The 24,392-nt window shown below is 45.0% G+C and carries 22 protein-coding genes and 2 tRNA genes; 14 read left to right on the top strand and 10 right to left on the bottom strand.

Features of this window, described 5'->3' with window-relative positions; genetic code table 11:
* Positions 1 to 101 precede the first annotated feature (101 nt).
* Positions 102 to 932, top strand: a complete 831-nt coding sequence (locus tag Q1A23_RS08635; RefSeq protein ID WP_299822022.1) for an SDR family oxidoreductase — start codon at positions 102 to 104, stop codon at positions 930 to 932.
* Between the two features lie 165 nt (positions 933 to 1,097).
* Here the strand turns inward: Q1A23_RS08635 and Q1A23_RS08630 are convergent, their stop codons facing one another.
* From Q1A23_RS08630 to Q1A23_RS08620, 3 genes are all read right to left on the bottom strand, one after another.
* A complete protein-coding gene (locus Q1A23_RS08630) occupies positions 1,098 to 1,460 on the bottom strand; it encodes a CoA-binding protein (protein ID WP_299822020.1) in 363 nt (120 codons plus the stop codon).
* Positions 1,461 to 1,585: 125 nt separating this feature from the next.
* A complete protein-coding gene (locus Q1A23_RS08625; protein WP_299822018.1) occupies positions 1,586 to 3,166 on the bottom strand; it encodes an FAD-dependent protein in 1,581 nt (526 codons plus the stop codon).
* A gap of 165 nt (positions 3,167 to 3,331) precedes the next feature.
* Positions 3,332 to 4,297: a tryptophan 2,3-dioxygenase family protein gene (locus Q1A23_RS08620; protein ID WP_299822016.1), complete on the bottom strand. Its 966-nt coding sequence runs from the start codon at positions 4,295 to 4,297 to the stop codon at positions 3,332 to 3,334.
* A gap of 333 nt (positions 4,298 to 4,630) precedes the next feature.
* On the opposite strand from Q1A23_RS08620, the gene sdaAB reads away from it, so the two are divergent.
* From sdaAB to Q1A23_RS08600, 4 genes are read left to right on the top strand one after another with little or no spacing between them, the layout of a single operon-like run.
* Entirely contained in the window at positions 4,631 to 5,308 is a 678-nt protein-coding gene (gene sdaAB / locus Q1A23_RS08615; protein ID WP_299822014.1) for an L-serine ammonia-lyase, iron-sulfur-dependent subunit beta, read from the top strand.
* Positions 5,309 to 5,323: 15 nt separating this feature from the next.
* Entirely contained in the window at positions 5,324 to 6,799 is a 1,476-nt protein-coding gene (locus tag Q1A23_RS08610; RefSeq protein ID WP_299822013.1) for a TolC family protein, read from the top strand.
* 6 nt (positions 6,800 to 6,805) lie between these two features.
* On the top strand, positions 6,806 to 8,200 hold the full coding sequence (locus Q1A23_RS08605) for an efflux RND transporter periplasmic adaptor subunit (RefSeq protein WP_299822011.1): 1,395 nt from the start codon (positions 6,806 to 6,808) through the stop codon (positions 8,198 to 8,200).
* Between the two features lie 15 nt (positions 8,201 to 8,215).
* Complete coding sequence (locus tag Q1A23_RS08600; protein ID WP_299822009.1) at positions 8,216 to 9,205, top strand: NAD(P)H-dependent glycerol-3-phosphate dehydrogenase; 990 nt, start codon at positions 8,216 to 8,218, stop codon at positions 9,203 to 9,205.
* A gap of 59 nt (positions 9,206 to 9,264) precedes the next feature.
* On the opposite strand, the gene Q1A23_RS08595 is transcribed toward Q1A23_RS08600, so the two are convergent.
* Positions 9,265 to 9,771, bottom strand: coding sequence for a hypothetical protein (locus Q1A23_RS08595; protein WP_299822007.1), 507 nt, complete (start codon positions 9,769 to 9,771; stop codon positions 9,265 to 9,267).
* An 87-nt stretch (positions 9,772 to 9,858) separates the two neighbouring features.
* Between Q1A23_RS08595 and Q1A23_RS08590 the strand changes: the two genes are divergently transcribed.
* The 3 genes from Q1A23_RS08590 to Q1A23_RS08580 are packed head-to-tail and all read left to right on the top strand — an operon-like array spanning position 9,859 to position 12,729.
* Positions 9,859 to 10,863, top strand: a complete 1,005-nt coding sequence (locus tag Q1A23_RS08590; protein ID WP_299822005.1) for an acyltransferase family protein — start codon at positions 9,859 to 9,861, stop codon at positions 10,861 to 10,863.
* Positions 10,864 to 10,890: 27 nt separating this feature from the next.
* Positions 10,891 to 11,301, top strand: a complete 411-nt coding sequence (locus Q1A23_RS08585) for a (deoxy)nucleoside triphosphate pyrophosphohydrolase (protein WP_299822003.1) — start codon at positions 10,891 to 10,893, stop codon at positions 11,299 to 11,301.
* Between the two features lie 39 nt (positions 11,302 to 11,340).
* Positions 11,341 to 12,729 (top strand): rRNA methyltransferase, encoded by a 1,389-nt coding sequence (locus Q1A23_RS08580; protein ID WP_299822001.1) that lies wholly within the window; start codon positions 11,341 to 11,343, stop codon positions 12,727 to 12,729.
* A gap of 116 nt (positions 12,730 to 12,845) precedes the next feature.
* On the opposite strand, the gene Q1A23_RS08575 is transcribed toward Q1A23_RS08580, so the two are convergent.
* The 4 genes from Q1A23_RS08575 to pdxH form a co-directional block, all read right to left on the bottom strand.
* Positions 12,846 to 14,030: a class I SAM-dependent rRNA methyltransferase gene (locus tag Q1A23_RS08575; protein WP_299821999.1), complete on the bottom strand. Its 1,185-nt coding sequence runs from the start codon at positions 14,028 to 14,030 to the stop codon at positions 12,846 to 12,848.
* Between the two features lie 112 nt (positions 14,031 to 14,142).
* The gene (locus Q1A23_RS08570) at positions 14,143 to 14,724 is read right to left on the bottom strand and encodes a Maf family nucleotide pyrophosphatase (protein WP_299821997.1); all 582 of its coding nucleotides are present in this window, start codon (positions 14,722 to 14,724) and stop codon (positions 14,143 to 14,145) included.
* Positions 14,690 to 15,988 carry a DUF1015 domain-containing protein gene (locus Q1A23_RS08565; RefSeq protein ID WP_299821995.1) on the bottom strand — a complete coding sequence of 433 codons (1,299 nt, stop codon included), beginning with the start codon at positions 15,986 to 15,988 and terminating at the stop codon, positions 14,690 to 14,692. Before Q1A23_RS08565 ends, Q1A23_RS08570 begins: the two co-directional genes overlap by 35 nt.
* A gap of 43 nt (positions 15,989 to 16,031) precedes the next feature.
* Positions 16,032 to 16,682 carry a pyridoxamine 5'-phosphate oxidase gene (pdxH, locus tag Q1A23_RS08560; protein WP_299821993.1) on the bottom strand — a complete coding sequence of 217 codons (651 nt, stop codon included), beginning with the start codon at positions 16,680 to 16,682 and terminating at the stop codon, positions 16,032 to 16,034.
* Between the two features lie 251 nt (positions 16,683 to 16,933).
* Between pdxH and Q1A23_RS08555 the strand changes: the two genes are divergently transcribed.
* The 5 genes from Q1A23_RS08555 (at position 16,934) to Q1A23_RS08535 (ending at position 21,314) form a co-directional block, all read left to right on the top strand.
* Positions 16,934 to 17,503, top strand: coding sequence for a YqgE/AlgH family protein (locus Q1A23_RS08555; protein ID WP_299821991.1), 570 nt, complete (start codon positions 16,934 to 16,936; stop codon positions 17,501 to 17,503).
* 34 nt (positions 17,504 to 17,537) lie between these two features.
* Positions 17,538 to 19,676 carry a DUF349 domain-containing protein gene (locus Q1A23_RS08550; RefSeq protein ID WP_299821989.1) on the top strand — a complete coding sequence of 713 codons (2,139 nt, stop codon included), beginning with the start codon at positions 17,538 to 17,540 and terminating at the stop codon, positions 19,674 to 19,676.
* Between the two features lie 128 nt (positions 19,677 to 19,804).
* Positions 19,805 to 19,877: transfer RNA gene (locus Q1A23_RS08545), tRNA-Thr, on the top strand.
* A 60-nt stretch (positions 19,878 to 19,937) separates the two neighbouring features.
* Positions 19,938 to 20,010: transfer RNA gene (locus tag Q1A23_RS08540), tRNA-Thr, on the top strand.
* Between the two features lie 134 nt (positions 20,011 to 20,144).
* Positions 20,145 to 21,314, top strand: a complete 1,170-nt coding sequence (locus Q1A23_RS08535) for a hypothetical protein (RefSeq protein ID WP_299821988.1) — start codon at positions 20,145 to 20,147, stop codon at positions 21,312 to 21,314.
* Position 21,315: 1 nt separating this feature from the next.
* Here Q1A23_RS08535 and Q1A23_RS08530 read toward each other — a convergent pair whose 3' ends face one another.
* The gene (locus Q1A23_RS08530; protein WP_299821986.1) at positions 21,316 to 22,182 is read right to left on the bottom strand and encodes a potassium channel family protein; all 867 of its coding nucleotides are present in this window, start codon (positions 22,180 to 22,182) and stop codon (positions 21,316 to 21,318) included.
* Positions 22,183 to 22,466: 284 nt separating this feature from the next.
* Between Q1A23_RS08530 and Q1A23_RS08525 the strand changes: the two genes are divergently transcribed.
* Complete coding sequence (locus Q1A23_RS08525) at positions 22,467 to 23,492, top strand: metal-dependent hydrolase (protein ID WP_299821984.1); 1,026 nt, start codon at positions 22,467 to 22,469, stop codon at positions 23,490 to 23,492.
* A 110-nt stretch (positions 23,493 to 23,602) separates the two neighbouring features.
* On the opposite strand, the gene Q1A23_RS08520 is transcribed toward Q1A23_RS08525, so the two are convergent.
* Positions 23,603 to 24,331, bottom strand: coding sequence for a hypothetical protein (locus tag Q1A23_RS08520; RefSeq protein WP_299821982.1), 729 nt, complete (start codon positions 24,329 to 24,331; stop codon positions 23,603 to 23,605).
* Positions 24,332 to 24,392: the final 61 nt, after the last annotated feature.

Here is a 24,392-nt window from a genome sequence, read left to right as displayed (position 1 = left end):
TTTATGGAGGCCTTTTTTATGCTTATGGTTTCTGTCAGATACAACTTAAACTTACCCAAAGAGGTAAATAAGATGATATACTGGAAATTAAAATACAACCTATGAGAACAAATCAAGCTGAAAACAAGCAAAAAACAGTACTGATTACCGGGGCTTCGAATGGTTTTGGAATGGAGTTCGCCAAATTGTTTGCCAGAGATGGCTATAACCTGGTACTGGTGGCCCGGAGCACAGAGCGCCTACGTAAACTTGGTTACAAACTACAGGATAAGCATCAACTGCAGCATGTATGCATTATAACCGCCGACCTGGCACAACCAGGCGTTGCAGGCGAAGTTTACCAGCAGGTTAAAGAAAGCGGCATACACGTGGATATACTTGTAAACAATGCAGGGGCAGGCATACACGGGTTCTTTTACGAAACGGATCTTGACAGGGAACTGGCTATTATTCAGCTTAACGTAAACTCACCGGTAGAGCTTACCAAGCACTTCCTCAAAGACATGAAACGCAAAGGCGAAGGGAAAATATTGAATGTTGCCTCTATTGTTTCGTTGATGCCTGCCCCGCTGATGGCAATCTACGGTGCCACCAAAGCATTTATACTTTCTTTTTCAGAGGCACTTACAAACGAGTTGAAAGATACAGGCATTACTGTAACAGCCTTATGCCCGGGTGCCAGCAATACCATGTTCTTCAGGAGAGCAGGGGCAGCTCATACCAGGGCAGCACATGGCCAGCTTTCAGAACCCGCCGAAGTAGCGCTGGATGGCTATAATGCACTCATGAATGGCGAAGCAAAAGTCGTAAGCGGCCTGATGAATAAACTGCAAGCTACAAGCTCAAGCATTTTACCAGATAAAGCCCTTGCTGCCACCATGCGCTACCAGATGGAAGAAGAGGAAGGTGAATGGAAAGAAAGCAAACTTTAAATTGATGGCGGCTACAGCACTTGCAAAACAGGAAAGCCATAAAACGAAAGAAGGAATCTTTAGCAGATTCCTTCTTTTTTAAGCATAGACAACAAATGCCATCTGCTTGATATTTATTCTTTATACGATGCTATTTAACGGAGGTTATACCTTCTGTCAAATTTTTTAATAGCTATCTGTTGCCAGCATCACCAGCGTACAATGGTGCAAGGTCTCGATGTTAGCATCAGCAGCCATTTGCTCAAATTCGTGGTTTTCTGTGCCTGGGTTAAATATAATGCGCTTCGGCTTTAACGAAAGAATGTAATCATACCAATAAGGTTGGTTACGAGGCCCCACATACAAGGTAACCGTATCAACACTAGCAATAGGCTGGCTCAGGTCTGTAACAATAGGCTGGCCTCCAACTTCAGATTTACGGATGCCTACCGGAACTACCTCATGGCCATGTTGCTGCAAACGATGTACAGCTTTATATGCATAACGGGATGGGTTATCAGTAGCTCCCACAACAACTGTCTTTTTCATCTATCTCTGCTTTTATCAAACTACAATTTAAAATATGTACTGCCACTAAAAATATTAACAGCACATGTACGAATTTATACTTACGGATAAAGTGCCGATGTAGTCCTGCTCAAATATAAAATGCGCTAGCCCACTTGCACACCTGCTTTTAAAGCGGCCATCTCAGCACAACGCTCACCGTCCATTGCCGCTGATACAATACCCCCGGCATAGCCGGCGCCTTCACCGCAAGGGTACAGTCTTTTTATGCTAACGTGCTCTAAAGTTTCACGGTTTCTAGGTACCCGAACAGGAGAAGAGGTGCGGCTTTCCACGCCTACAATCTGAGCTTCGTTTGTTAAATATCCGCGCATCTTGTTTCCAAACGCCTTGAAGCCCTCACGCAGGCGATATGCCATTTCTTCTGAAAAAAGCTGGTTTATGTCTACAGAAACCAAACCTGGCTGGTAAGATGTTTCCAGTAAATCCTTACTCTTTTTCCTGTTTGTAAAGTCTTTTAGCAACTGGGCTGGTGCAGCTTGTGTACCGCCAGCCATTTCACAGGCTTTTTGCTCCAGCGCCTGCTGCATGCGTAACCCTGCCAGAGGGCCATACTTGTCAAGCTCCATATCTTCCAGCTCGATGGCAACTACAATACCCGAATTTGAAAAACGGGAGTCGCGGCGGCTCGGAGACATCCCATTGACTACAACCTCGCCGGGTGCCGTTGCTGATGGCACGATGAAGCCACCGGGACACATACAGAAAGAGAAAATGCCGCGCTGCTTGTTATTATAATGTGTTTGGTGCACAAGCGCGTAAGACGATGCCGGCAAGTATGGGCCGCGGTCTTCGCACTTATACTGTATACTATCTATAAGTCGTTGCTGATGCTCTACGCGAACGCCCATTGCAAAAGGCTTGGCCTCTATGGTAATGCCTTTTGTATGCAGCAACTCAAAAATGTCGCGGGCGCTGTGCCCCGTAGCAAGTATAACTGACTCGCCTAAATAGGTATGCCCATCGGAAGTCACCACACCGCGCATCTCATCCTGCTCAAGTATAAAATCAGAAACGCGTTGATCAAAGTGCACTTCGCCGCCGGCCTCACGAACAGTTTCGCGGATAGCCTCTATAATTTTAGGAAGCTTGTTGGTGCCGATATGCGGGTGGGCATCAAATAGAATGTCTGGTGTAGCGCCATGCTGTACAAAAATCTGCAGTATACGCTCCAGGTCACCACGTTTCTTAGATCGGGTATAAAGTTTCCCATCAGAGTAAGTACCTGCACCGCCTTCGCCGAAACAGTAATTTGAGTCTGGGTTAACAGTATGCTCTTTGTTGATGGCAGCCAGGTCGCGGCGGCGGCTGCGCACGTCTTTGCCTCGCTCCAGCACAATTGGTTTAAGGCCAAGCTCAATGCAACGCAAGGCAGCAAACAAACCGGCAGGTCCGGCGCCAACAATTACCACCTGCTTCGCATGGCTGACATCTGGGTAAGTATAAATAGGAGAGGTTACACCGGCAGGAGGATTGTCTAAGTATAAATCAGCGCGAACACGCACCAATACCTGCCTGCCACGCGCATCAATAGAGCGCTTTACCCGGTGCACATACGTAACATCTTTTGGATTTAAACTGGCACTTTTAAAGATTTCGTGCTCTAATTGTGCTGCATCAAAGGCAACCTCTGGTGCTAACACCAGGTCAAGTTCTTTTTTTCTCATGTTGTGATGGGTAAGGTAGTTAGCCTTAAACCTATTTTGATAGTTTTGTTAATATCTGCTTAGCAACAAGTATAACGTGTAGCTGGTTCGAAGTGAGCATAAAGATAAGGGAGCGCAGCTAAAATAAACTGCGCGGCCAAATGCTTACCTTATACTTTTTTAAAATTAAATATCGCCGTTCAGCACTTTATCTACCCAGCCTTTTCCCCATTCTTCAATTTCCTGTTCGCTCCAGAGCTCGGGGTAAAAAATACGTTTCTGAAATTTTGGAGGCAGGTACTTCATCCAATTTGTACCGCCTGTGGCAGCAATTACATCCGGGTCGCGTTGCAGGTAACGTACTGCCGATTTATAATGCATCAGCGGCCAGTTAACGTTTACATTGCTGTCTAAGGCACGCATGGCTTTTATAAGCTTCGCATCTTGCTGGTCAGCCTCGGGTAAGCGCTTGTAAACACTCCAAAGGTTAGTATGCTCGTACTGTTTAGCGAATTTAATTAACGTGTCGGTGTATTTTTCTTCAAATTGCAGCAGCGTCAGCGTTTTAGCACCAGAAGCCACCTCCGTAGCACCTTCTTTCCAGTAAATACACCCGATCATTTCTTCCTGCGTGCTTTGCAGGCCAAGTATGGCTCTTTTGTCTTTTGCCACCAGGTTGCGCAAATCCGTAGAGGCTATCTCTATCATACGGTACTGTGCCGACTGGAAACCGCTTGCTGGCATCAGCGCCATCCTGAACTGCAAAAACTGCTTCGGGTCCATGCCATCCACCATCACATCAAAAGAGTTGATCAGGTTGTCGAAGTAGCGGTTTATGCGTATCACGCGTTTGGTGAGCCACTCTAACGTAATGTCTTTATCCTCTGCAATTTGTTTATACTCTTCCAGGCAAAGCTTAAAGTATAACTCTGTTATCTGGTGGTAGATGATAAATATCTTTTCGTCCGGAATATTTGTGCGCGGGTTCTGAAGGCTAAGCAGCGTGTCCAGGTGAATATAATCCCAGTAATTAACAAAGTTTGTGTAATAAAGACCCTCCAGGTAAGCCGCGAGGTCCTGACCCAGCGGCACATACTTTTCTTCCAGTCTTTTTAGTTGCTCCAGTACTTCTGGTTTAAATGCATGCTCCATTTAAAGCGCTTTAACAAGTGTACGATTATAAAACTTACTGCAAATTAACTAAATTAACTGCACCACCGGGCCATATATCTTAAATTTAACGACATCAATTGCCTTATTAAGGCTCATAAACTTAAAGTGGCGGATCGGTAGCATGGATTAAATAGCTGAGCAGCAACATGGCTCGTCTGCACAAATGCCGGCTTGCTAGAAGTATAACGCTGATTAGTAGAATAAACAGAGCGATTTGTAGAAATAAAGCTATTTTAGCATGCTAATACTGCAAAACTGGCAGTTAATTCTTAAATTTGATTTTTACGATATTTCTTCGATTGGTAACTCTCTATGGCTGAAAAAAGTAGCGTTTTTGATATGATAGGTCCTGTAATGATTGGACCTTCGAGTTCACATACAGCTGGTGTGGTACGCATAGCCCGTGCAGCCATTCGGATATTGGGAGCAGCCCCGGAAGAGGCTATTATTACCTTTTACAACTCGTTTGCCCGAACCTACGAAGGCCATGGCAGCGACCGGGCAATTGTAGCCGGTTTACTGGATTTCAAAACGGACGACAAGCGCATTAAAGAAGCCTTTGACCATGCAAAAGAGCGTGGGCTGAAGTATACCTTCAAGTCAGTAGGCAATGCCTCTACCATGCACCCTAATACTATTAAGCTAAACCTGAAGGCAGGAGACAGAGAGGTTGAAGTGATTGGCCAGAGCAGGGGTGGAGGTGTCATCAATATTGTGGAAGTAGACGGCTTTTCGGCAAGTTTCTCGGCTACGCTGCACACACTTATTATTGATGCTGCCGATATGCGCGGAAGTATAGCTTTTATTGCATCGGTACTAGCCCATGATGATTGCAACATAGCCACCATGAATGTATCCAGGAAGGGCAGAAACGAGATGGCCCGCCAGTTTATAGAAATGGACTCTGGTATTAAGCCAATTACACTTGAGTACCTGAAGCAGTTGAGCTGGGTAAAAAACGTGGTTTATATCCCTAATATAGATCTTTAACAACATATAGTTACTATGAAGAAAACATCCAGACTTTTACTGCTGGCTCTTGGGCTTGCCTGTTCTGCTGGTATCCAGGATGGTGTTGCGCAACAAGCTCCTGCAGATGGAACATGGTCCTTACAGGAGGCAGTAGCCTATGCCTTAAAAAACAACCTGCAGGCACGCCAGAGCCTCATGAACCAAAACTTGAACGCAGTAGACCTGAGGCAGTCAAAGTTCAACCGTTTGCCAAGTATAAATGGCGGAGGTAACTATAATTACAATTCAGGATCGTACCAGGACCCAGTAACTTTCAGCCTGGTAAACGAAAGCTCTCAAACCTCAAACTTTTCGATAAACGGCTCTATACCGTTGTTCATGGGTTTTCAGCAGCTTAATACTATTAAGCAAAACGAGTTAGAGTTACAGGCAAGCGAACAGAATGCCCTGGCTGTTCAAAATGATATTACACTTCAGATTGTAACAGCTTACCTTAATATACTCTTTGCTGACGAGTTAATAAAAACTTCCACGTTACAGCGCGACCTCACAAACCAGCAGCTAAAGCGCAACCGCATTTTGTTTGATGCCGGCAGCGTGGCCGAAAACACAGTACTGGAACTGGAGTCTCAGTTTGCATCTGATGAGGTAGCGATAATAAATGCCCAGAACCAACGCGATATTTCAAGGGTTAATTTAATGCAGATGCTTAATATCCCTGTAGGCCAAGGCTTTGAAATTGAAATACCTGAAATACCGGAGCCAGACCAGAGCCCGGTACTGATGAACGGTGACCAGGTGTATGATGTGGCTGTGCAAACTCAGCCAGCTATTAAAGCTGCAGATTTACGTTTGCTTAGTGCCGGCAAAGGGTTAGATATAGCCAGAGGCACATATTACCCTCGCCTGAGCATAGTGGGTGGCGTCAGCAGCAGGTACTCCAGCACATCCCGCTTCCTTACAGGCCGCTCTACAGTTGATAATGGCTTCTTAAAGTATGAATTCTATGAAGATGAACAGGGAATAGAACCAAAACAGACGGTGTTTTTACCTAGTGTAATCAACACACCGGTATATGGCGATTACCCATTCTTTGACCAGATAGGCGACAACATTTACAAACAGGTGGGTGTTCAGCTAAACGTGCCGATACTTAATGGCCTGCAGGCGCGCAGCAACGTACAACGAGCCAAAATTGCACAGGAAAACGCTAAACTTGATGCTGACATAGCACGCAATAACCTGCGCCAGACAATAGAACAGGCTTATGTAGACGCCCTGGCAGCCCAGCGTAAATATGTAGCCGCCAGAGAGCAGCTGCGTGCAGCCGAAAAGAACTACCGCAACGCAGAACTGCGCCTAAACAATGGCGTCATCAATACTGTAGATTTTAATGTGATAGCGAACTCATTCCGCTCAGCACAATCAAGCCTGCTTCAGGCAAAGTACGAATTTACGTTTAAACAAAAGGTATTAGACTTTTACCAAGGTAAAGACATCTCTTTCTAAAAAATTATGGCTAAGAAAAAATCGAAACTGATCCCGATACTTGTTGGAGTACTTGTATTCTTACTAGTTGGTATTATTGTAGCAAAAAAGGCCGGTTGGCTTGGTAAAGACGAAGGAACTGAAGTTGTGTTGGCAAAGGCCAGCAAAGCAGAGATTGTAGAGAAAGTAAGTGCGTCCGGCAAAATTCAACCAGAAACAGAAATCAAAATCAGCCCGGACGTATCCGGAGAAATTATTGAGTTGAACGTAGAGGAAGGCGACTCGGTGGTAAAAGGCCAGTTGTTGCTTCGCATTCGCCCTGACAACTACCAGTCGTTTGTGGATGCGCAGCAGGCAAGTGTAAACTCTGCCAGAGCCAATTTAGGCCAGACCAAAGCCAGGCTTGCCCAGGCACAGGCCAGCCTTACGCAGGCAAAACAAAACTACGACCGCAACAAAACCCTTTACGACCAGAAAGTTATCTCTCAAGCCGATTGGCAACAAATATCTGCTACATATTTAGCAGCACAGCAGGAGGTAGAGTCTCTAAAGCAGAGTGTAAAAGCATCGGAGTTTAACATCCAAAACGCACAGGCAGCCTTGAAAGATGCGCGCGAAAACCTGAACAAAACAACCATCTATGCTCCTGTAAGCGGTATCGTTTCTAAACTGAACGTAGAGCGTGGAGAGCGTGTGGTGGGTACATCGCAAATGGCAGGTACAGAAATTATGCGCATTGCCAACCTGAACAACATGGAGGTGAGGGTAAATGTAAACGAAAACGACATTATTCGCGTAGGCCTTGGCGACTCTGTAATAGTAGAGGTAGACTCTTATGCAAGCAAAGACGAGAAATTTAAAGGCGTTGTAACTGCCATCGCAAACACAGCAAAAGATGCTGTATCCCTGGAGGCAGTAACAGAGTTTGAGGTTCGCATTCGTTTGCTTAACGAGTCGTACAGCCACCTGGCAGAGCAAAATGCGCGTCCATTCCGCCCGGGAATGACAGCTTCTGTAGATATTATCACGGAAAGGAAAACTGGTGTTTTATCTGTTCCGCTATCAGCAGTAACCACCCGATCTAACGAGAAAGAAAAAACTGCAAATGCCACGGAAGAAGGCGAAGGTGAGCAGCAGCAAAATACGGATGATACTAAAGCCAAAGCACCTGCCGCAAAAGTGGAGGAAGTTGTATTTGCTTATGATAAAGCAACAAATACTGTAAAGGCAGTTAAAGTTAAAACCGGTATCAGCGATTTCGAGAACATCGAAATATTAAGCGGACTCTCAGCCGGCCAGGAAGTAGTAACCGGTCCGTTCAGAGCAGTATCAAGCACGCTGAAAGACGGCGCGAAAGTAGCCGTTAAAGATGCGGGCTCGATAAACAAAACAGCAGCTATAGCAGCAGAGAATAACGATTAAATTAGATTACCCGATTTGGAAAAAGTAGCCGTTTTAGGGGGAGGAAGCTGGGCATCAGCCTTAGTTAAGATTCTCTCCGAGAACAAATCACAGGTTCATTGGTGGATGCGCAATAAAAACGATGTGCAGCACCTTATCAACTTTAAGCATAACCCCCGCTATCTTAGCGGGGTGTCTTATGACCTGAACTATGTAAAACCGTCTTCTGATATACAGGCTGTAGTGGCTGTGGCAGATTGGGTTATACTTGCTGTGCCGGCGGCCTTTGTGCAACAGGCTCTTGAGGACTTAGGAGAAGATGCGCTTAGAGGCAAAGTAGTTGTTTCGGCAGTTAAAGGCATGATCCCGAAGGAGAATATCCTTATATCAGATTATGTGGAGCGGGTGTACCAGGTGCCCAATACGCACCAACTCGTAATTGCCGGCCCCTGCCATGCCGAAGAAGTAGCCCTGGAGAAGCAATCATACTTAACTATTGGTTCTCACGATATGGGCACGGCAGAACGCTTCTGCGAATTGCTGCGCAACCGTTACGTGAAGGCCAATCCATTGGATGATTTAGATGGCATAGAATATTGCGCTGTCATCAAAAACATTATTGCGCTGGCTTGCGGTATTGCCCGTGGTTTAAACTATGGCGATAACTTTCAGGCGGTGCTGGTATCAAATGCTATGTTCGAGATAGAGCGGTTTTTAGATGCTACGATGCCAATTCACCGCGACTTGAGTGGGTCTGCTTATTTAGGTGATTTGCTTGTTACAGCTTACTCTCAATTTAGCCGCAACCGCACTTTCGGAAATATGATAGGCCGTGGCTACACCGTAAAATCAGCTCAGATAGAGATGAACATGGTGGCAGAAGGCTATTATGCTGTGCAAAGTATACAGGAACTTAACAGAAAGATGGGTGTGGCAATGCCTATCACCAATGCTGTTTACAATATACTTTATGAGCGTATTGCGCCGGCAGTTGAGTTTGAGATCCTGAAAGAGAAATTTAAATAACAATACTTCTTATTCCACAAAAGCACACTTAGCAGCAGCAAGTGTGCTTTTGTTTTATACTATACTTTAAACTGCTTCAGCACATCGTCGCCCATGGCCCTATACGCCGACATAACTGCCATTGCCACCGAAAGCATAGAGAAGTATACAATGCTGAAAGCAGCAAACTCATAATAGTAAAAGGCAGTAAAATTTTTATAGTTAAGCAAAAAAATTGTCAGTCCGGCCATTAAAGCTCCTAGTATGCTAAGTATAAAAGCTCTGTGCACCGTAGGTACCGGCAACTGATCTATGATAGTCTGGCTTTTCAGGTGCCAGTGCAACGGCAGGATTTGCTGCGTGCGTAGTGCTTTGCGTGCCGCTTTGGTTACGATTAACGTTATACCAAAGCTAAATACCATACTTGCCGTAGTTAAGTAACTGGCGATACATTGCGGCCCCCAAAGCGGAATAAGATCATAGTTGTACCATAGTGTACGTGAAATGGCCAGGTTTATAACAGAAGTAGCCAGGGCCGACAGCACACTTGCCTGCAACAAGAATTTATAGTTTAAACTGATGGGCATAGGAGCTACATGGTTATATAATGTTGTATACTTCAGTTATCCAAAATTAGATTTCAAACTACTGTTCAGCAGGTTATAGCAATTTAAATGAAGAAGCACTTTTTGCAGATAGACATACTGAAGTGTGCTGCTATTGTAGCTGTAATTGCGCTTCATTCGCTTACAAAAACTGAGTTGGTAAGTACTTATGCCATTTACCATATTTGGCAGGCAGTACCGGTATTTATGATTTTGATGGGGATAAACTTAGGCTTAGGACTGCGCAAGGAAAACCAGCAGGTAGATCTGCTTTACAAGCGCATCTACTTTACTAAAAAAGCTACCCGCATTGTTTTCCCGTTCCTCCTGATCTTTATCGTTTCAGTTATACTTGGCTTGCTGTGGCAACAGCTGTACCAACGCGATGTGCTCAGGTTCTCAACCTTTACCTGGGTTGGGGTACTGCCTGTCTCTGGCAAAGGCAACTACTTTATTACCTTGCTGCTGCAGTCTATATTTATACTTCCGTTGGTAGGATATTGCTTTTATAAACGCCCTGTACTTACTACGCTTGCTCTGATCTTTCTAGAAGTATTTTTTCTGGTAATTTGCAAGCATTACGAACTGGTACAAACCGATGATGCAGAATACCTGTACAGCGCAGCCTTGCCACGATACTTTTCAGCCTTTGCCTTTGGCCTGTGGCTGGCGAAAGCAATAAAGCAGCAAATGAAATTTACAACGTTGTTTGCCTTCGCTGTGCCGGCTGCGCTAAGTATAACCTACTTATACTTTATAATTTACGGCAGCCTGCATCTACCTTTTATTTACGAAAGCTGGGATATGCAAAATGTGCTTTCGTTTGGATATGCTGCGCTGCTTATACTTGTAACGGTGTATTTTTTACCTGCAAGTTCTGGCAATAGTATACTTAAAAGCTTAGCGGAGATTGGCTCAGCTTCTTACCACATTTTCCTGGTGCAAGTGTTATACTTCGGCCTTGTAAAAAACCACAGCAACCTGGCCCTCAATTTAGCCATTTGCCTTGTACTCGGGTATGTATTTTATAAACTTGAAACAAAACTTAGCACTAAATACCTTAAAGGCAGCTGAGCATCAAACATCTTACAATTAAAGGTAATGAGCGCGAAAGAGATTAAAGTACTTTGCGGTATTATTGAGCGGCATGGCCTGGTGCTTATCACGCAGCGCAGCGCCTCCATGTCGCAGCCGCTGCTTTGGGAGTTTCCGGGTGGCAAGTTAGAACCAGGAGAAACAGAAAAAGACTGCCTTAAACGTGAGATTAAAGAAGAGTTATGTATAAACATTACACCGAAACTGCGTTTAAAATCCGTACGCCATACTTACCCTGACAAAACAGTAGAACTAATTGCTTATAGTTGCTCATTTGATAGTGGTTGTATCGTTTTGCTGGAGCACCTGAAGTATGCATGGGTTAAACCAGAAGATTTATTAAAATATGCCTGGTGCCCGGCAGATGTGCCGCTTGTACACGCCTACCTGCAACTACAGCAAAGCCAAAACACTTAACTTTTACCGTGGTATTAATTGCCGTACCTTTGCCATACTATGGAATTCCCGATCAGTTTTAAAGAGCGCATGCAGCGGTTGTTAGCAAATGAGTACAACAGCTTTGAAGCAGCATTTGAGCAGCCAGCACCCGTAAGTATACGCCTTAACAAAAATAAAACGGCAGCCTTACCCGACTTACCCGAAGTGCCATGGGCCCAAAACGCGTATTATCTACCTGAGCGCCCCGCCTTTACGTTAGACCCATTGTTGCATGCCGGCTGTTATTATGTACAAGAGGCAAGTTCTATGTTTCTGGAGCAGGCGCTGCGGCAAGCTGTCGATCTTTCGCAACCTTTGCATGTACTGGACCTTTGCGGTGCTCCCGGGGGCAAATCCACACACCTGGCCAGTTTAATTTCTGGTGACAGTCTTTTAGTGTCGAATGAGGTAATAAAAAGCAGGGCCAATATACTGGCAGAGAATATAGCAAAATGGGGTAGTGGCAATGCAGTAGTTACAAGCTCCGACCCAAGCAACTTTTCGAGGTTGCCAGATTTTTTTGATGTGATGGTGATTGATGCGCCATGCAGCGGAGAAGGTATGTTCCGTAAAGACCCACAGGCGATTAATGAGTGGTCGGAGGAAAACGTAAAGCTATGTGCACAGCGGCAGAAGCGTATTTTAATGGATGTATGGGACGCTTTGAAACCGGGCGGTTTGCTTATTTACAGCACCTGCACCTGGAATGAGCTGGAGAATGAGCAGAATATTGCCTGGCTGGCAGCACAGGAGCAAGCGGAAAGTATAAAACTGGACTTGAACCCATCCTGGGGAGTTGTTGCCGCTCAGCTTAATGGCGTGGAGGGGTATCGCTTTTACCCGCATCGCATTCAAGGGGAAGGTTTTTTTATGGCTGTACTTCGCAAAACCAGCGAGCCTGAAATTGGGCATCGCACAACTAAAAAGAAGAAGTATAAACTGCAGCAGGCAGGTAAAAAAGAAAAAGCGTTGGTGCAGGACTGGCTGCAAGACGCTGAGAAGTATGAGTGGCTGCAATATGGCGAAGTAATATCTGCTTTACCAGCTCACCTTTTCGAAGCAGCCGACGAGTTGTACCAGAACCTGCACGTTATCTATGCCGGGACAGAGGTAGCCGAAGTAAAGGGGAAAAAACTGAAGCCCATGCACGCGCTAGCCGTTTCTCAGCACCTGAATAAAGATCAGTTTAGCACTATAGAGCTAAATCTTGAATTGGCTTTGAAGTACCTGCGCAAAGAAGACATCAGCCTGGAAAACGGTGGCAACGATTGGGTGCTTTTGCAGTACAAAGGCGTAGCTCTTGGGTTTGCAAAGCAAATAGGCAACAGAGTAAACAACTATTACCCTAAAGAGTGGCGCATTCGGATGGAGTTACCTTCTGAACTACCAGGCACAAGTATCTTCTAATACATGCTTAGCAAGCGGATAGGAGAAGACTTTAGTAGTTTACCAGAAAAATAAAACATAAGGGCCGAAGCTATTAATTAAGTATAGCTTCGGCCCTTATGTTTATAATCAAGTTGTTACTCTACAAATAATACTAATCCTTTCAGATATTCGCCCTCCGGATGAAAGATCGAGATAGGGTGATCTGCAGGCTGAGACAAATGGTGCATGATTTTTATGTTACGCCCAGCATCAATGGCAGCGGCCATTACTGTATTGTTAAATAAATATTTATCTACCACCTGGGAGCAGGAAAAGGTAAACAATATACCCCCAGGTTTAATCTTCTTCATTGCTTCAGCATTAAGGCGCTTGTAGCCCATTAATGCATTATGGCGCACGTTCTTGCTTTTCGCAAATGCCGGAGGGTCCAATACAATTACGTCGTAACGGTCTTCTTTGCCTTTCAAAAAGTCAAAAGTGTCCATTGCATAAGCTTCGTGCTTCTCGGGTGCATTGCTAAGTTCACCATTCTTCACAGTCAGTTCGATTGCCTTTTTAGAAACATCTACTGAGTGCACTTCTTTAGCGCCTGCATTCAGGGCATAAACCGAAAAACCGCCGGTATAGCAAAAAGTGTTAAGCACAGACTTGCCTTTTACATAGCGCGCCAGCAAATCGCGGTTTTCACGCTGATCAATAAAGAAACCTGTTTTCTGGCCGCTTTCCCAATCAATAAAAAACTGGTTTTCGTTTTCAGTTACCACTACGCCGCCAGCTGATTGCCCAAACAGGTAACCGTTTACAGGGTTTATACCTGCTTTGGCAGGAAGCGACTCTGCACTTTTATCATAAACGGCAATCAATGTATCGCCGTAAATTTCCTGAAGAGCTTTAGAAATATACTCACGCACATTGTACATACCTACCGTATGTGTTTGCACAACGGCGGTATTTTTATAGAAGTCAACAATAAGACCCGATACGCCATCGCCTTCCGCATATACCAAACGGTAAACATCTGTGTGCGGGTTATCTACTAAACCAAGGCTTTTGCGGTACTCATAGGCCTGCTGCACTTTACTTTTCCAGAAGCTATAGTCAGGCTCAACCTGCTCAAAAGAGAAAATACGTACCGCAATGGAGCCCGGCGCAAAATGGCCCATACCTAAAAACTCGCGTTGGCTGGAGTATACTTCTACTATGTCGCCTTCAGCAGGCTCACCGTCCATTTTGCGTATTGCCCCAGAAAAAACCCACGGATGGAAACGTTTAAGCGAATGCTCCTTGCCCGGAGCGAGGTATAACTTAATAAAAGACATTTCTTGTTGCTAGTTATTGATAATCTATACTTCTGCAGTACTGCAAGCACAAACAGCGTGCAAAGGTAGTTAATTCAATTGTATCGGTTAAGCAAAGTATAAACTGCCACAACTAAACTGTAACAATGCCTAACGCTACAAGGTGGGTATAAAGCTTTTGCACCGGCAGGCCCACCACGTTAAAGTATGAGCCTTCTATTCGTTCTATCCCTACCATGCCAATCCATTCCTGTATGCCGTATGCACCAGCTTTATCAAACGGCTTGTAATGGTTGGTGTAAAAATCTATTTCTGATTGGCTTAGCGCTTTAAAGTATACTTTGGTGATGTCATGAAATACAGTTTTGCCTTCTCTGGAAAGCAGACATACACCGGTTATGACATCATGTGAGGTACCGGATAAGGCACGAAGCATTTCGGCTGCTTCGTGGTGGCTTTGCGGCTTGTTCAGCACCCTGTCTCCGAGGCAAACAATGGTGTCGGCTGTTATGATAACCTCATCCTGCAAGGCATCCAGGTAAGCGTCTGCTTTATGCGAAGCCAGAAACTCGGCAACCTCTGCGCGTTTTAAATGAGCAGGAAACTCCTCGTGCACCTCCTTCACCCGGACAGTATATTCCAGGCCTAAGCCGGTCAATAATTCTTTGCGCCTCGGTGAGTTAGAGGCAAGCAGCAGGGGCCGTGATAAATTCATTTTCTTTGATTGATCCGAATAAGAAACCGCAAATAACTTTTGGGTAAAAGAACGTAGACTTTTGAGGCATGATGGCACCGCTGTAACATACACGCTTTACCTGCTCCATCGACACCTCATTTGTGATAAGCGCCATACGAGCCGCACCTGTATCTACTTTACTGATGCAAGCTGTAAAGTTGCGCTCATAACTAAGGCCGGGCATGTTGCGCTGTGCCTCGCGGTAAACGCCCAACACTTTCTCAAAGATAAAATAATGCATTACAGTAAGGTCCAGGTCTTTTACCTCATCCGGAAATTTCCAGCCAATTTGGGAGTGCACCTCCGGCTTTAACCTGATCTTGTAGGCATTTCCGCTTAAGTATAAACCAAAAGCCCACTTCTTGCCAAGTATAACCTCATTCAGTTCGTAAGGGTCTTCTTTAGGCATTACAATAAAGTATGGCTCCAGTTGCTTTAGAAACTCTTCATCTGACATCTCAATGTGCTGCAGCACGCGGTGTGTTGGCAGTATGCGCAGATCATCGTGCTCAGAGTTGGTAAGGTACATCAGGTGGTAGTTATAAGCCTCGAAACCGGTGTGGTTTGGGTTGAGGGCCGTCATCTTCTTACGATACTCCAAAGAACCTTCGTAGCGATGATGGCCATCGGCAAGAAGTATTTGCCTGTTAGCCAGCGTTTTCAGGAACAGCTCTATGATAGTATGGTCATGTATAACGGCCAATACATCGCGCACCCCCTGGTAATCTTCTGTTTCATAAACCGGCGACTTTATACTTTCATCCATAAAAGGCTCAAGTATAAACTCGGGGTCGGTGTACAGGCCATGCGTGGCGCTGCTGTTTAGTTCTGTTTTCTCCAGTAGCTCAATGCGGTCGTTAACGGCAGCCGGAATCGTGTTCTCGTGCCGAAGCAGCACACACTCGTTCCAATCGTAAGCTTTTATGTTGCAGATAAACCCTTTGCGGCAATACTCTTTATCGCTGCCGGGCAGCCTGAAATACTGGTAATAAACATAAATGCCCGGCAAGGCGTCCTGCACGAGTGTACCGTTGTCTTTCCACTCTTGCAAAAGTATGGCTGCATCCTCGGCAGCTGCGTTGCCGCGTGGCACGGACAGGTGTATACTGTTGATGTTGTTACGGTACAGAGCCTCGCGCTGCTTCGCTGACACTACATCGAAAAGGGGAGACGTAAGTTCTTCAATGTTTGAGGTAAGTAACTCGTTATATCGCCAGGCTTTTAAGGGTAAAATCTCTGCCATTTCTATACTCTAGCTGTTAGAATTTTTTATTTATACTTGCTGATCAGGGTGCCAGGCGGTTTAATTGCCAGTTACCGTCAGTTAGCTTGTACACAATGCGATCGTGTAAGCGGTTGGGGCGGCCCTGCCAGAACTCAATTCGGGTGGGCACCAAGGTGTAACCTCCCCAATGTTCGGGCCTGGGTATAACTTCAGTACCAGAGAACTTCGATGCGTAGACTTCTTCTGTTTGCTGCAGCTCTTCGCGACTCTTAATCACCTGGCTTTGCGGCGATGCCCAGGCCCCAATCTGGCTGCCAACAGGCCTGCTATGGAAATAAGCATCAGAAACTGCTGCCGGTGCTTTTACTACGCTTCCCTCCACACGCACCTGGCGCTCCAAGGCTGGCCAAAAAAATGTGATACTAGCATAGGGGTTTTGCTCCAGTTCCTGCCCTTTGCGGCTGCTGTAGTTCGTAAAAAAGGTAAAGCCGTTCTCGTTAATTTCCTTTAGTAGCACCACCCGGGCCGATGGCTTGCCTTCAGCGCTTACGGTAGAGAGCACCAGCGCTGTCGGTTCCTGCACCTCAGCAGAAATGGCCTGCTCAAGCCAAACCTGGAACTGCTGTATCGGGTGTTGTAAAACAGATGCTTCTGTAAGTTCCTGCTTAGTGTAATTAGTCCGGATATCGGCTATATTTTGAGAAAGAGCCATAACGTTATTAGGATTTTGTCAAAAATATGAAATAATTCTGTGCCTGGTAAATTAGCGGGGAACATTAGGCTGATGTTAATACTCCCGATTGTCTTTAACCCGGGCAAATTGTACCACGTAACCCAAATATTACCGGGCAATGATACAATATTACTTTCTTTGCGTAAGAAGACATAAAAGTAAATTTACAGTTTACATCTGATTTACGTAACAAGGCAGCACCCTTTTGAAACTAAGGAACACACGACTACATGGAAGATACTAGTTTGACAAAACCGCAGAATGGCAGCTTGCTTATTTCTGAGCCATTTCTGGGAGATCCTAATTTTGAGCGAAGTGTTGTGCTACTCTGCAGCCATAATGAAAAGGAGGGTACTTTCGGGCTTGTACTTAACCGCAAGTCTAACCTGAAGCTGTCTGACGTTATTGATATCTACAACGACTCTTTTGACGCTGAATTAGGAATAGGCGGACCTGTGCAATACAACACGCTGCATTACGTACATAGATTGTCAGAATTGCCTCAAGCCATCAAATTGGGCGATAACCTTTACTGGGGAGGCGACTTCGAAATGCTGCGTACCATGATCGGTTCTGGTATCGTATCAACATCGGATATTAAATTTTTTTTAGGCTACTCCGGCTGGACTCCGGGGCAGCTACAGGAGGAAATAGATAAAAATGTTTGGATAGTAAATAACAATGCTGCTAATAAATTATTTAATTTAGAGGCAGATAAGCTTTGGCGAAGTGTTTTAAGGCAAATGGGAGGCAAGTATAAAGTCCTGTCCAATTACCCGCTGGACCCTCGTTTAAACTAATTCGCGCTAACGTTATACTTATTTTAAAGTAGCCATGACAACAGAAAACAGAAACATTGACTCTGCCGGAGCTGAGGCAAACAAGCCCGAGAATCAAAACGATGCTAACTCTACAAACGGAAACCCGGAGTCGCCGACAAATATTACCGAGCAGGCCCAGCCTGATGCGCAACAAGCAGATGCAGCAGCGGAGGTGCCGAAAGAGGAGCAACCTGAGATTAAGCCGGAATTGAAAACAGAGCAGGAATCTGAGTCATCTGAAAGTATAACAGAAGTATTTGCAGAGGCCAACACAGGAGTAGCAGATCCAGTAACCACGACTACACAACAAGAACCTGATGCGGTACAGGAGCCTGCACCAACTGCTGCCCCTGAAACGCAAAGCATTGCAGCACCTGTTGCCGAAGTACCTGTACCAGGCGAACACCACGAAGCAGAAGAGCATGAAATTGACGAAGACCACACAGACTACAGCCAGTTATCGCTGGACGAGCTTCGCCAACAGCTAAATACTGTATTAAAAAGTGGTGATGCTGATAAGCACCACCGAACCATAAACGAATTGCAGAAGCAATACGACCTTAAATTTCAGGCAGAAAGGGCAGAGGCCTTAGAGAAGTTTAAGCAGGAGGGAGGCGCAGCAGAGGATTTTGACTATCATACTTCGCCAGAGCACCAAAGCCTCGAATCGCTTTTAAGCTCTTACAGGGATTCTCGCCATAAGCAACGCCAGAATGTGGAGGAGCAACGCCAGAAAAACCTGGAACGAAAGCAGGAGCTACTTTCTCAGCTTCGAGTATTGGTAGAATCAGCGGAAACAAAAAATAGCACCGAAGAAGTTAAAAGAATACAAAACGAATGGAAGAACCTGGGACAGGTACCCGCTGGTACTGCACAGGAGCTTTGGGATTCTTATCACGCTTTACTGGATATCTTCTACAATAATCGCAGTATCTTTTTTGAGCTTAAAGAGCTTGACCGCAAACGCAACCTGGATGCGAAAATGCAGCTTATTGAGCGTGCCGAACAGCTAGCCTCTGAGCCATCTATAAACAAAGCGCTGCAAGAACTGCGGCACCTGCACGAAGAGTGGAAACATATTGGGCCGGTTCCGAACGAACACCGCGACCCGATTTGGGAGCGCTTCATACAAGCCTCTGAAAAAGTGCACGAAAAGCGCCGTGCTTACCAGGAAAATCGCCGCGATATTGAGATGGCTAACCTGGAGAAGAAGCGCAACATCCTGGAACGTTTGCAGGCTTACCAGGGCTTTAATACGGACCGCATAAACGAATGGCGCGATAAAACTGACGAGATACAGAAGCTGAAGGAAGAGTGGGATGCAGCTGGACTGGTGCCAAAAGAGCATGCAGACGAGGTAAATAAAAACTTCTGGGGCAACTATAAAGCTTTTTTCCAGCACAAAAACCATTTCTTTAAAAGCCTGGATGAGCAGAAATTGCAGAACCTGCGCCTGAAAACAGAACTATGCGAGGAAGCCGAAAGCCTGAAAGAGAGCAACGACTGGAACAGCACAAAGGAAAAACTGATACAACTACAGAAAAAATGGAAGACAATAGGCCGTGTTCCGGATAAACATTCTGATAAAATCTGGCAACGCTTCAGAGCTGCCTGCAACGAGTTCTTCGATCGCAAGCAAGCAAACGAGCAACAGAAAAGTGCGGAGTTAGACAAGCTCTCAGCAGAGAAAATGGAACTTTGCGACAGAATAGCAAGCAAACTGGCACAGCCCACTAGCACAGGAACCGTTAATGAGTTTGAGCAGTTTAAGCAGCAATGGGCTGAACTTGACGCCACAACTAAACGCACCAGCCCTAAAGCGGAGGACAAATTCCTTGCCTTGATGGAGAAGTACCTGGAGCGTGTACCGGAACTATCGCTGGAGCAGCGCACCGATTTACTTGTAGCATTACAGGTAGACCGCATGAAGCACAGCCCGGACGCAGGCCAGAAGTTGCACCAGCGCGAAAACACGATTCGCAGGGAAATAGCACAACTGCAAAACGACATCCAGACGCTACGCACAAACATCGAGTTTTTTGCCCGTTCTAAAAATGCCGATAAGCTACGCGAGGAGTATGAAGGACGTATTGCAGAGGCACAAAAGCGTATAAGTATGCTGCAACATCAACTGAATGCCTTCCGAGGTTAAAATTTTTCAGTCTGACTTTCAAAATCTTATAAAAAGCGTTGCAAATATTTTGAGCGAGGTGTTGCATCATATAAAACTTCGCTATACTTTTGCAACGCTTTAAAACACTAAAGCACACCAGATAGTAAGCCTCCTTAGCTCAGCTGGTAGAGCAACTGACTTGTAATCAGTAGGTCGCTGGTTCGATCCCGGCAGGGGGCTCACTTACGAAAAGCAGCTGTTTGTACTTCATCTGCTTTTTTAGACAAACATAAAGTACAAGCCTCCATAGCTCAGCTGGTAGAGCAACTGACTTGTAATCAGTAGGTCGTTGGTTCGATTCCGACTGGGGGCTCACAAGAATAAAAAGCCTTCAGAAATCTGAAGGCTTTTTGCATTTAAGGGCTTTGCTAAATACCCCTGCAACGTTCCCGATTATGTTTTATCTGGCAGATTGATTTATTTAGCACTTCGATACAACACAGAACTATGCAACTGATTGAAGTAACCACCCCCGAACTTGCCCAGGAATTTTTAATGGTGCAGGTAAGACTCTATAAAAACGATCCAAACTATATCCGCCCTTTAAACAAAGACATTAACAACGTTTTTGACCCCAAAAAGAACAAGCTGCTACGGGACGGCGAGGCCATACGCTGGATATTGCAAGACGATAAAGGAGAATCAGTTGGGCGGGTTGCTGCTTTTATAAATAAGAAAACAGCCAAAACCTTTGAGCAGCCTACAGGGGGCATGGGCTTTTTCGACTGTATCGATAACCAGGACGCTGCCAACATACTTTTAAATGCCTGCAAAAGCTGGCTACAGGAGCGCGGCATGGAAGCCATGGACGGTCCGATAAATTTCGGAGACCGCGACAAGTGGTGGGGTTTGCTTATAGATGGCTTTTACCCGCCTAACTATGGCATGCACTATAATTTCCCGTATTACCAGCAGCTACTCGAAAATTACGGCTTTGGCTTATACTTTAACCAATACACTTATTACCGCAAGGTAGATGATCCGTTACCGCAAAAGTATAACGACAAAGCAGAGCGTATACTTGCCGATCCGGCATACAAATTCCAACACATGGATAAAAAGGATCTTAAAAAGTATACAGAAGATTTCAGGACGGTTTACAACAAAGGGTGGGCAAAGCACGAAGGCGTAAAAGAAATGACAGAAGCACAGGCTGCCAGCATCATGAACACGCTGAAGCCTGTGATTGACGAGCGCATCATCTGGTTTACTTATTACGATGAAAAGCCAGTTGGTTTCTTTATCGCTATTCCAGAATTAAACAAGCTGTTCCGGTACATCAACAATGGCGAGATGGACCTATGGGGCAAATTAAAATTTATATTTCATAAGTGGCGCGGTGCCTGCAAAACGATGTATGGCATTGTGTTCGGGATAACACCGGAGCACCAAAGCAAGGGAGTAGAGGCAGCCATGATTGTGCAGGCAGGCAAATTTATCCAGAATAACCCAAGCATGCCCTATGTTGACCTGCAGATGAACTGGATAGGGGACTTTAACCCTAAAATGATGCACCTGGTAGAGCAGATCGGAGGCCGCATATACAAAACACACGGCACGTTCCGCTATCTGTTCGACAGAACAAAAGAATTTAAGCGCGCTACTATAATTCGTTAAGCTAAGTCAGTTCCGGAAGGTCTAGCTTTTTATTGAAAAGCGTCTGTGGCGCATCACTCCACGACCATCCATCTTGTTCTGTCATCACTTTAAGTATTTTACGTCTGTTTTCCAACTTATACAGGTCTTCAGGCTTTGCGGACAGCAGGGGCAGGTTTCGCTCCTGCAATTGCCCTACGTCTATTGGTGGCACCTCTACTTTAGCAATTCTAGGGTCGGCTACATTCAGCGACTCCAGAAAAGAGGTGATCGCCTTTCGAACCGGGTTCAGGTGCTGTTGGCCCGGCTGTAAATCCTTGGGAAAGTATAAAAGTATAATGCTTATAGCCTCATCAAGGGAAGCAATATTAGGAAAAAGTGCAGTAGCTCTTTGGTTGTGATGAAAGTACTGTAACACCGGGTAAGACAGGTGCATCTGCCCTTGCAAAGCAATATCCTGCTCCAGGCTATCCAGCTGCGATTCTAATTGCTTCAGGTTAGAACCATTCCAGTTGTCGAGTATAATCTTTTGTGCCGAGCCTCCTATGGCAGCCAATTTTATACTTAAGGCCCGGCGCTGTGTTACCGCAGACAGTACCGGGACCATATAAGAAATCGCGATCGTGATCAGCATCAATCCCGTGAAGGACATAAAAGACGAGAAGACTGAAAGTATATCAGTTCCGGCCTTAAAATCTCCATTACCCATCGTAGACAGCATATAACCTGTAAAGTAAAACCGCTCCAGGCTACTGGCTGGCTGATTGTTGCTACTGGACAGCACAGCATTATCGGTGGATGAAAAAATAAGGAAAACGCCTATCCAGAGCAGCATCACCCAACCAAACAAAGTTAAGCTTACAATAGTAGGCCCGGCGATGCGCAACATTGCGTGGCTGCCTGTTATTTTATACAGGCCATGCAATAAAGCCCATACCGATTTAGTAATTAAACCACTTATAAAACCAGCGCCGCGAGGCGCGAATGTTGTATATATTAAATCTATAGCACATAAAATTGTTATGAGTGTGCCAGAGATTGCGAGTAAGTAAGACTCCATAGAGGGGGGCGGGTTTGATGTACAAAGAATTTATACTTTTGTAGCTGTATAGGAGTTGCCGCAGATTAAAAACGTAAAAGCATTAACTAACCTGTGGCAAAAGAAAATTAACGATGGATTCACTTACACAGATTGTTTTGGGGGCTTCGGTGGGGGAGCTTGTAGCTGGCAGGAAATTAGGCAATAAGGCATTGCTGTGGGGCGCGATAGCCGGTACTATTCCAGATCTGGACGTACTGGTTAACCCCTGGTTGGATACGGTCCAACAACTAAGCTTTCACCGGTCATTTACCCATTCTTTTTTCTTTGCCCTAGTAATGTCGCTTATACTTGGTTGGTTACTACACAAAGCCTACCAAAAAGCTAATGCCGGCTTCTGGGCGTGGGTGCAGCTGTTCTTTTTGGGTTTTACAACGCATGCTTTGCTTGATGCCTGTACAACTTGGGGAACGCAACTCTTCTGGCCTTTCAGTACTTATGGCGTTGCCTTTTACAATATTTTTGTAATTGACCCGATGTATACGGTACCGTTTCTTGGCTTTACCCTGGCTTGTGCATTTTACACCCGCACAAGCAACAAACGCCGGGTGCTAAATTACACAGGCTTGGCCATTAGCACCACATACTTACTTTTAAGCTTTGTTTTTAAGGCGCAGGCTAATAAAGTTTTTGAACAGAACTTCGAGGCACAACAACTACAACCGGAGTCATACATCAGCAAACCAACACCCATGAATACGGTGTTTTGGTCGGTTACGGCAAAGGCCGATAGTGGATTTTACAATGGGTTTTACGCGTTAGCCGACAAAGAAAAACAAATAAAATTAAGTTACGAGCCGCAGCAGAAGCAGCTTTTAGCCCCATACTTAGGCCCCGCAAAACTCAACCGGTTACTAGAAATAACCAAAGGGTACTATACTGTTGAGCAAGCTCCTGACAAGGGAATTTACATAAATGATTTGCGCTTCGGTAAATTTGATGACTGGCGCAGGGAAGGAGGCGGGTATGTGTTTGTTTATCACATTTGGAAAAACGAAGCTGGTGAACTGCAGTTTGATGAAATCAACAACCGCCCAAAAGTTGATAAAGCATATCTTTTAGACTATTGGAGCAGAATAAAAGGCAATAAAGTAAAATAGCCTTGTTGCTGCCAGTCACTTGGCTTTGAATTCATCAGAACAGCAACTTCAGCTTAAGCACCTCATAAACAGGAAGTATAAAAGACGCTTCCTGTTTATGATCTTATAACTTAAAGCGTTTCGTAGTAGGCCAGTACCTTAACCCAACCACTTTCAGAACCTGCATCTATATTATTCTCTTTTATAAAATGAGATACTGCTTCTTTCTGATCAGCAATCGCCTCCAGCAGTTGTTTTTTTGAAAGCTTCACTTTCTCAGCAGTTTTACCTGGCTTATGAAGGTAATAAACGTTTTGAGTTACAATTTCATCATAAGGCCTGCCAGCAGAATACCCCCCTTTGAAGTCAGCTTTAAGAATATGTTTGTCCTGCCTCATGGCAAGCAAAATTTTAGGGCCTTCGTGCAAAACCAAGTAGAACTGGTCAGGAGTTTTAGCAGGTGCATCAAGCTTTTTGAAAGTATAAGATGCAAGGCCCAGCGAATCTTTAAGCGTAAAACGATCTACGATAGTAGCAGCTAGCACATAAATTACCCCTTTGTTGTTTTGGTAAACAAGGGTGTTCTCTAAAGCATTATACTTTAACGGAACACTCGCATAAACTTTATTATCAACAGACGTAATGACAGCATCGCCCCAATTCTGGAAAAAATAGGGACTACCCTTTACGCCCTCATACCTGTTATCAAATGTTTGCACCACACCAGATAAATTGCCGCTGTTCCCGATTTCATGCAGGTTTCGTTCTGCAGCTATACCTGTTGGCTGTGATGTGGTAGCCTGGCTGAAAACCGCATGACAACCTAGTGAGAGAGAAATAACAAGGAATGCCTTTTTCATTATAATAATTTGTTTGATTGAGAAAGCTTTGACTAGCTAAATATAGTGCATCTGGTATTAT

The organism is uncultured Pontibacter sp., assembly GCF_947492645.1.
Taxonomy (GTDB): Bacteria; Bacteroidota; Bacteroidia; order Cytophagales; family Hymenobacteraceae; genus Pontibacter.
The sequence above is the reverse complement of the archived record's forward strand: the minus strand, read 5'-3'. Positions and strand labels throughout refer to the sequence as shown.